This window comes from Chryseobacterium sp. FP211-J200 (assembly GCF_001643375.1).
GTDB classification, from domain to species: Bacteria; Bacteroidota; Bacteroidia; order Flavobacteriales; family Weeksellaceae; genus Epilithonimonas; species Epilithonimonas ginsengisoli.
This window is the reverse complement of record NZ_LSHB01000045.1, coordinates 120,126-127,378: the sequence shown is the minus strand read 5'-3', so window position 1 is coordinate 127,378 and position 7,253 is coordinate 120,126. Positions and strand designations below refer to the sequence as shown.

General features: G+C 34.3%; 10 protein-coding genes and 1 tRNA gene. 3 read left to right on the top strand and 8 right to left on the bottom strand.

Annotation, left to right across the window (positions count from 1 at the left end):
- Nucleotides 1-189: 189 nt before the first annotated feature.
- The 8 genes from AXA65_RS14180 to AXA65_RS14150 form a co-directional block, all read right to left on the bottom strand.
- Nucleotides 190-263, bottom strand: a tRNA-Asp gene (locus AXA65_RS14180).
- A gap of 268 nt (nt 264-531) precedes the next feature.
- Nucleotides 532-1,197, bottom strand: a complete 666-nt coding sequence (locus tag AXA65_RS19605; protein ID WP_086048211.1) for a hypothetical protein — start codon at nt 1,195-1,197, stop codon at nt 532-534.
- A complete protein-coding gene (locus AXA65_RS19600) occupies nt 1,170-1,583 on the bottom strand; it encodes a hypothetical protein (RefSeq protein WP_086048210.1) in 414 nt (137 codons plus the stop codon). Before AXA65_RS19600 ends, AXA65_RS19605 begins: the two co-directional genes overlap by 28 nt.
- Nucleotides 1,558-1,881, bottom strand: coding sequence for a hypothetical protein (locus AXA65_RS14170; RefSeq protein ID WP_063970738.1), 324 nt, complete (start codon nt 1,879-1,881; stop codon nt 1,558-1,560). Before AXA65_RS14170 ends, AXA65_RS19600 begins: the two co-directional genes overlap by 26 nt.
- Nucleotides 1,882-1,956: 75 nt before the next feature.
- Nucleotides 1,957-2,268: an NRDE family protein gene (locus AXA65_RS14165; protein ID WP_063970737.1), complete on the bottom strand. Its 312-nt coding sequence runs from the start codon at nt 2,266-2,268 to the stop codon at nt 1,957-1,959.
- Nucleotides 2,269-2,778, bottom strand: a complete 510-nt coding sequence (locus tag AXA65_RS14160; protein ID WP_063970736.1) for a DinB family protein — start codon at nt 2,776-2,778, stop codon at nt 2,269-2,271.
- Entirely contained in the window at nt 2,775-3,140 is a 366-nt protein-coding gene (locus AXA65_RS14155; protein WP_063970744.1) for a DoxX family protein, read from the bottom strand. Before AXA65_RS14155 ends, AXA65_RS14160 begins: the two co-directional genes overlap by 4 nt.
- Before the next feature lie 10 nt (nt 3,141-3,150).
- The gene (locus tag AXA65_RS14150) at nt 3,151-3,579 is read right to left on the bottom strand and encodes a DM13 domain-containing protein (protein WP_063970735.1); all 429 of its coding nucleotides are present in this window, start codon (nt 3,577-3,579) and stop codon (nt 3,151-3,153) included.
- Nucleotides 3,580-4,306: 727 nt separating this feature from the next.
- Between AXA65_RS14150 and AXA65_RS14145 the strand changes: the two genes are divergently transcribed.
- The 3 genes from AXA65_RS14145 (at nt 4,307) to AXA65_RS14135 (ending at nt 6,937) form a co-directional block, all read left to right on the top strand.
- Nucleotides 4,307-5,059, top strand: coding sequence for an SDR family oxidoreductase (locus AXA65_RS14145; RefSeq protein ID WP_063970734.1), 753 nt, complete (start codon nt 4,307-4,309; stop codon nt 5,057-5,059).
- Between the two features lie 81 nt (nt 5,060-5,140).
- A complete protein-coding gene (locus AXA65_RS14140) occupies nt 5,141-6,007 on the top strand; it encodes a helix-turn-helix domain-containing protein (protein ID WP_063970743.1) in 867 nt (288 codons plus the stop codon).
- Between the two features lie 405 nt (nt 6,008-6,412).
- Nucleotides 6,413-6,937 carry a GNAT family N-acetyltransferase gene (locus AXA65_RS14135; protein ID WP_063970733.1) on the top strand — a complete coding sequence of 175 codons (525 nt, stop codon included), beginning with the start codon at nt 6,413-6,415 and terminating at the stop codon, nt 6,935-6,937.
- The last annotated feature ends 316 nt before the right edge of the window (nt 6,938-7,253 follow it).

Here is a 7,253-nt window from a genome sequence, read left to right as displayed (position 1 = left end):
CAGGTTTTGATCTTGATCCCATTTTCTTAAGTATATAAAAAGAAATAAATCAGTAATTGAAATTTGGAAGATCGATAATGTTTTATTTTTAAAATATCATCAAAAACTTATTACAAATCAGAATAAGTAAAAAACAAAACCCTTCAAATCTTACGATTTGAAGGGTTTATGAATCAGCATCTCTGCTTGCGATCCGGACGGGACTCGAACCCGCGACCTCCGCCGTGACAGGGCGGCATTCTAACCAGCTGAACTACCGGATCAATTTTTTGAAAAGTAATTGATAAAACTTTATGCGATCTGGACGGGACTTGTTATTTTTTCAAAAAAGCCCTATCCATAAGCTTTATATTGTTCTCTTGTCTAAGAGGTCACCGAATAGGTCACTTTTTTAAACAATCTAGAGATCGTCGTTTTTACTGCTGCAAAGATATAGATTTATTTATTTTTTGCAAATAAATTTGATCTTTTCTTTCGCAATAGATTATAAACAATACATTTTCAGATACTAAAATTTAAAAAGCATACGAGTCAATCAACCGAAGAAATCTTCCTGAGCTTTTTTTCTACAGCTAGATTATTTTTCAAAGCTAAAAATCCTTCCTTAAGATTCAGATAAGGAAAACCCGTTTTGTGGTTTTTTCTACTGATTTCTGCCATTATTTTCCAGTGTTTGGTGATTTCTTTCCAAGCAAAAAATAAGGAGTGTTTTGGGTCGTACATATGTGTTGGTTCGCTTTTAGCACCGTTTATTTCTATGATTTTAAAGCTTGTACCTTCTTGTAATAGTTCCAAATTTTCATACATAACATCAAGCCTTCCGAAATAAAAACCATTCACTTTTGTACAAATTTCATCTATTTTTTGCTCTAATTTTCCAGTAACTTCACTTGAAACATCAATAAACTTTGCACCCCTCGTATGACTTCCAAACGGAATGAGAATGATTTCCTCATTTTCAGGAACTATTTCCTGCATCCCATTTACCATTTTTTGTTCTATGGCTTTGATTTGGAAAGCACTTCTGGGATTTTCCATCACCAGTTCTCTCAAGGTTTTTTCACCATTTCCTTTTACGGATAGAAATTCTTTTTTCACCATTCCTGTGATTTTTCCTGATTTTTGGTCTGGAAATCTGTGGTAAAAAATGCCGACTTCATTCTGATAATTTATTTTTCCTGAATCAGAAAATCGCAATCGCTGTTGTTCTGATAATCTTCCAATTCATTTAAATCTTCGAGCTGAACAACTCCTAAACCTTTCAATCCGATGTTTGGTTTTACAATAACAGGAAACTTAATGACTTGTGATTTTAATTCAGATAAAATCTTCTGAAATGGGATTTCTGAGGAAGCAAAAATGGTTTTCGGAATCCAGTTTTTGGGAATCAGATCGTAGATTTCTTTTTTGCTTTCCATCGCCATTCCGCCATATTTTATAGAAGGATTCGCACCGTGGAAGAACAACAGTGTTCTTGCTTTATATGCACAGTACAGCCAAACCGGAAAAAGCGGCAGGTAAATGGAAAAAGTAGACCAGTATTCCCAATGTGCAATTTTATGAAGGCGATGTTTGAGTTTCATTTTTAAGGGAAATTTTTTCGGGTTTTGAATCTGGGTTCAGTCGGTCGTAATGTTTCAGTGTCATTTCATCGGAAATAACGAGCTGTGTCGTACTGATGGTTTGTATCGTATTTTGCCTTTTGATAGTAATTCCGTTTTCCAGATCATCGGTTTTCTGATGGTGGAAATCTAAAATATCTTCATCGGAAATCTTCTCGTTTTGCAGAAATTTCTGAAAAATTTGTTCCCTTTTTTCTCTTGCCGATTTATCATACAATGTTGCGGAAGACCAAATATGTGGACAATTTATATCTAACATTTTAAAATATTTTCCACTTCCATCCCAACGAAATTCTGCCAGTTGGTTTTCCTAAAAAATGACCAGTGTAAAAGGTTAAATGTTTTCCAAATCAATTAATTCCATTGACTTGAAAATGTTCTCTTCCTCTATCAAATCCAAAACAATCAGTCCTCGGCTTTTCTGGTAATTCGTTTTTTCCGGATGATTTTCAAAAGCACCGTTTAATAAAATTAGGGCATTTCCGCTTTCGGAAACCGCAAACCAAGTTCCGTTTTTGGTGGCATCTTTCGGATAAAAAATACCTTTTTCACTATGGATTTCTTGTGCAGAACGATTGGGTTTTTCGTCCCGGTTGGAAGTCAGAACAATTTTATTTTTAAGCGGAAAATACGTTACAGTATACATTTAGTTTAAATTTTGAGTTTCTCGGTATTGAATCGTTGAAGGCGCAATTCCGAAATTTTTATTGAGTAAATGACTCATTTTAATCTCGTTAAAAGCCACTTTTATCAGTGCTTGATGATGAATGTAATGTTCGATATTGTACAACAATTCCCGATAAAAATTGGTCGGAATTTCCAAAGAAACAGTGCCTACGGTTTGCTTTAAAATTAAATTTTTGTTGGACAAGTCAATGTTTGAAAGTATTTCGGAAATTACTTCCATCGCTTTTTCAGGATTTTTTTCTAATTCCAGATTTCTTTGTCTTTCATCATAATTAATTTCATTCGTATGATAAGAATTCAGTAAAATTTCCAGAAACTCAATAATATGTCTCGTGTGTCCACCAATCGTAGAACCATCCAGAGAAGGAATACTCTGAGTGTAAATTTCTGCCGAAATTTTCTTCAGTAAATTCTGTTGTTCGGTAAGAATCTCGTACAAGATTGCATAAACCGATTCGTCTTTATTCATACTTTACTTTTTTTAAATTTAAATAAAAGAATCACACAGAAAACAAGAACGGTAAGAGCAAGATAAAATAATTTTCCGCCATCGTTATTGGTTTCAATTCCTAAAATGAAAATGTGTGAGGTTATAGCTCCAATCATTGTTGCAAATCCCAGAACAGCTCCCCAAAAAGTGGTTTTTGGGTTCAGTATAAGAACTGCCGTGATGAGTTCCAAAATACCGGAAAAAATTCTTCCGAATGGTTCTGCGTGAAGCTTAGAAAAAATAGCAACAGAATCCGGATGCGCCGTAAATTTGAAGAATAAGGTTTGCAGTAAAATAATGGCGGGAATCAATCTTAATGCCCAATTGATATAGTTTTTCATATTTGTATAATTATAATTTCTCAAGTAAGGCGTAAGAAAACAAATGATTGTATTGTTGGCAATGAACGACAGCGTATTTGTACTCATCAAAATTGACTGAACTCGTAAAAGTATAGATTTGTCCGCCGTTCACAGATTTCAGTTTTCCTAAAGAAACAAATTGCGATGGTTGTTGTTCTTTGCTTACATAAACGTACAAATCCGGACCATTACTAATGGTGAACCCATCATTAAAAGCCAAAGTATAAGTTCCGTTTTTTTCATAAATTTCGGCTCTCCCGTTGACGTTATTTCCGTAAGGTCCCTGCATAAAGTTTCCGGAAAATTTTAAAGCAGCATTTTCCGGAGCCATTTCCATTAAATCTTCTGTTGCAGTGTTTTCTCTGATGCAGGAGACTAAGAGAAGTGATGCAAGCATAAAGGTGATCATTGTTTTCATAATTTCTAATGTTTTTATTTTGTTGTAAATTTTTTGATCGGGGAATTAAAATTTCACCCGGTATTCTACATTGGCGATGAAACTTCTCGTCAATCCATCAGGTCTGGATTTTCTTACAAGAAAAGGAGCGCCCATATTAAGCTGAATGCCATTTCTTCTGTTGATTTCGTAGTCTAAATAAACATTTCCGTTCAGCGTAAGTCCAGATACCTGCCATTTTAAACCAATTCTTGATATGAATGAACTTGAAAAGCTAGTTAGTAATCGCTCCTTGAAAAGACCGGTTTAAGCAATGGTGTTTAAAACCCGTCTGCAATTCAGGAAAGATTGCATAAAAGTCTTTGGTAGTAATACTTCACACGGCGTTAGTTTTTAATGGTGAGTCTGCGATAAGCAGATATCCCGATCAGAATAATTTCAAAATATGCTCGTTAAGGGCAAGGGTACAATCCGCTTTCACAATACCTTTTTCTGGACGAGAAAAGAAAAATAGCAGCGGCCAAAAGAATACAAAAACGAATCACTAAATTTGGACTGACTAACAAGGATATTGAATTCAAAACAATTTGATTATCAATAGTAAAGTTTAACGTTAGTCAGAAGCTTACATTCACACTACCTGTAATTTGTTTCATCTTTTCCCTATTTTGTTTAAGCTTAGAAATGTATCATCAAAGTAATTTTGCATCATAAATTATTTAAAATCATAAATTAAAATTTAATAAGGATGAGTCTATCAGAAAACATTTCGGGTAAAGTAGTAGTAATTACAGGAGCGAGTAGCGGCTTAGGAGAAAGTACTGCACGTCTTTTAGCGGCTAAAGGAGCAAACGTAGTTTTAGGAGCCCGCAGAGAAGAAAGCCTAAACAAAATTGCTGAAGAAATTAATAAACAAGGTAACGGTAAAGCAGTTTATCTTAAAACAGACGTAACCATTAAATCCGATGTACAAGCTTTAATCAATAAAGCCATCAGTGAATTCGGCAAACTTGATGTCCTTTTGAACAATGCAGGCTTAATGTCAATTGCTCCTTTGAGTGAAGTTAAAGTCGATGAATGGGAAAGAATGATTGATATTAATGTTAAAGGAGTACTTTATGGAATAGCAGCGGCATTGCCTATTTTCGAAAAACAAGAATCGGGACATTTTATTAATATTTCATCTGTAGCGGGTATTAAGGTATTTAGTCCAGGAGGTACGGTTTACAGTGGTACCAAATTTGCCGTTCGAGCTATTTCCGAAGGCTTAAGGCACGAAGTTGGGGGAAAAATTAGAACCACAACCATTGAACCTGGGGCTATTGATTCTGAATTGAAATACGGAAGCTCTCACAAAGGAAGTGTTGATTTTGTAGTAGATTTTTATAAAAAAGCCATCCCTGCCGATTCTGTGGCAAGAGCCATTGCTTATGCAATAGAACAACCTGCAGATGTAGATATTAACGAAATTGTTATTCGCCCTACCCTTCAGGAATTTTAATAATTCAACAATTAAACGTAATTTTAATATTAGGATAAGACAATCTTCTTTTGTCTTATCCTAAATTTTTAAAATATGCTTATGATTCATTTTGATAACATAAAAGAATACAACAGATTTATTGGTTACAACGACCCAAAGAAAGACCTAATAGATGTGGTCAAGTATAACGACTGTAAAAGTATTCGTTTGTTATGTGATGGGCTTACATCAGACTTTTATATGATGGCATTTAAACGCAATATGACAGACTTAAGTTGGTTCGGAAATACTGAGTATGATACAACATCTGCCTTTCTATATTTTATTAAACCTAAACAAATTCACAATTGGAATGTAGATAAACGATGGGAAGGTTACCAAATTTTGATTTCGCCCATACTTCTACAAGAGTACAATATTGACTTTAGCTTTTTTCAGTATAACATTAAAGAAGCCTTGTTCCTAACTAATGATGAACAAAACCGAATAGAAAATTTGTACGAACAAATTTTTGAGGAATACCAAAAAGACAACTATGACATGGCTCTCTTGTTGGCCTATTGCAATCTGATATTTACTTACATCGGCAAATGCTATAAACGTCAGTTTGAAACCAGACAGCCACTTTATAACAAATTAGTTACAGAATTTAAAAAGTTACTGAGCGATTACTATTCAAACGGGCAGCAAGGAATGCCTAATGTTCATTATTTTTCAGATAAATTACATTTGTCTTCCAACTACTTTGGCGACTTAATCAAATTCAACACAGGTAAAACTCCTTCAGAGATTATTCAGGATAAAATAATTTCAGAGGCAAAAAAGCATTTGGAAATATCAAATAAAACCGTTGCTGAGATAGGGTATGATTTAGGCTTTGATTATCCCACATACTTTACAAGATTCTTTAAAAAACAGACAGGAATAACACCCACAAAATATAGGGAAAATAAAGCCAGTAGGTAATAGCTAAGTTTTCGTTGCGTGCGTAGCACGAACAATGAAAACCCTGTTGAACTGGAGCTTCGGAAGCTTTTTTACAGGTTTTTTCAAACACTATGGATTTATCGTAAAATTTTTAGAGAATATTTCAAGAGAACAGGTTGTTCTCTTTTTTTTGTTGCCATTTTGCTGATTTTTAATTAGTTTTACAAAGTAATCAAAAATATGCACACGGGGCTACCGAAGGTTTAGTTCAACATCGGTTTATCTATATTTTTTGTTCGGGGGCAACAGTGCTTTATTCAACATTAGTGCAATAATGAACGGTAGTGCTTATATTGAACTTTTGTGCGTTAAATCCCTCACAAAAAACATCGCCAAGCCGCAGACCGTTAGTGGCAACCTTAAAAACGACATTGCAAAAAGAAAATGACTGAGATTGAAATAAAAAAAGTAACGCTTAGTGACATTGACCAATTACAAAAAATTGGCAGACAAACTTTCTATGAAACTTTTGCGACAGGGAACACGGAAGAAAATATGACCAAATACTTAGACGAAGGATTTTCTGCTGAGAAATTAACGACTGAACTCAATGACAATAACGCAGAGTTTTATTTTGCAACACTTAACGACAATGTAATTGGTTATCTCAAACTAAACTTTGGACAATCACAAACTGAACTTCAAGACGAAAAAGCACTTGAAATTGAACGAATTTATGTTTTGAAAGACTTTCACGGAAAAAATGTTGGGCAACTACTCTATGACAAAGCAATTGAAGTCGCTAAGGAGAAAAAATCTGACTATGTATGGTTAGGCGTTTGGGAAGAGAACCCGAGAGCAATAAATTTTTACAAGAAAAACGGTTTCGTTGAATTTGACAAACATATTTTCAAATTGGGTAATGACGAGCAGACCGACATAATGATGAAACTAAAACTGAACAATTAATGTGGACGACAAGAAAGGCAGCCACTAATAGCTAAGTTTTCGTTGCGTGCGTAGCACGAACAATGAAAACCCTGTTGAACGGAAGCTTTGGGAGCTTTTTTTAGCATTATGAGTTTATCGAAAAAAATTTAAAAATACTGAAGAGACCTCTAGAATGGTCTCTTTTTTGTAAGTCAGTTGTAGCCTTTTTTAATTGATCTTTACAAAGTTTTGCGAGTAGTGAAGCTACCAAAAATTAAGCTTGGTATTTTTTGCAAAATGGAAATCATCTGCAACGATAACAGCAGTTTTTCGATGGAAATTTATTCTTATATCG

Coding starts and splice junctions, on each gene's coding strand:
- AXA65_RS19600 (WP_086048210.1), bottom strand. CDS start 1,583: ATGAAACTCAAACATCGCCTTCATAAAATTGCACATTGGGAATACTGG.
- AXA65_RS14170 (WP_063970738.1), bottom strand. CDS start 1,881: ATGTTAGATATAAATTGTCCACATATTTGGTCTTCCGCAACATTGTAT.
- AXA65_RS14165 (WP_063970737.1), bottom strand. CDS start 2,268: ATGTATACTGTAACGTATTTTCCGCTTAAAAATAAAATTGTTCTGACT.
- AXA65_RS14160 (WP_063970736.1), bottom strand. CDS start 2,778: ATGAATAAAGACGAATCGGTTTATGCAATCTTGTACGAGATTCTTACC.
- AXA65_RS14155 (WP_063970744.1), bottom strand. CDS start 3,140: ATGAAAAACTATATCAATTGGGCATTAAGATTGATTCCCGCCATTATT.
- AXA65_RS14150 (WP_063970735.1), bottom strand. CDS start 3,579: ATGAAAACAATGATCACCTTTATGCTTGCATCACTTCTCTTAGTCTCC.
- AXA65_RS14145 (WP_063970734.1), top strand. CDS start 4,307: ATGAGTCTATCAGAAAACATTTCGGGTAAAGTAGTAGTAATTACAGGA.
- AXA65_RS14140 (WP_063970743.1), top strand. CDS start 5,141: ATGATTCATTTTGATAACATAAAAGAATACAACAGATTTATTGGTTAC.
- AXA65_RS14135 (WP_063970733.1), top strand. CDS start 6,413: ATGACTGAGATTGAAATAAAAAAAGTAACGCTTAGTGACATTGACCAA.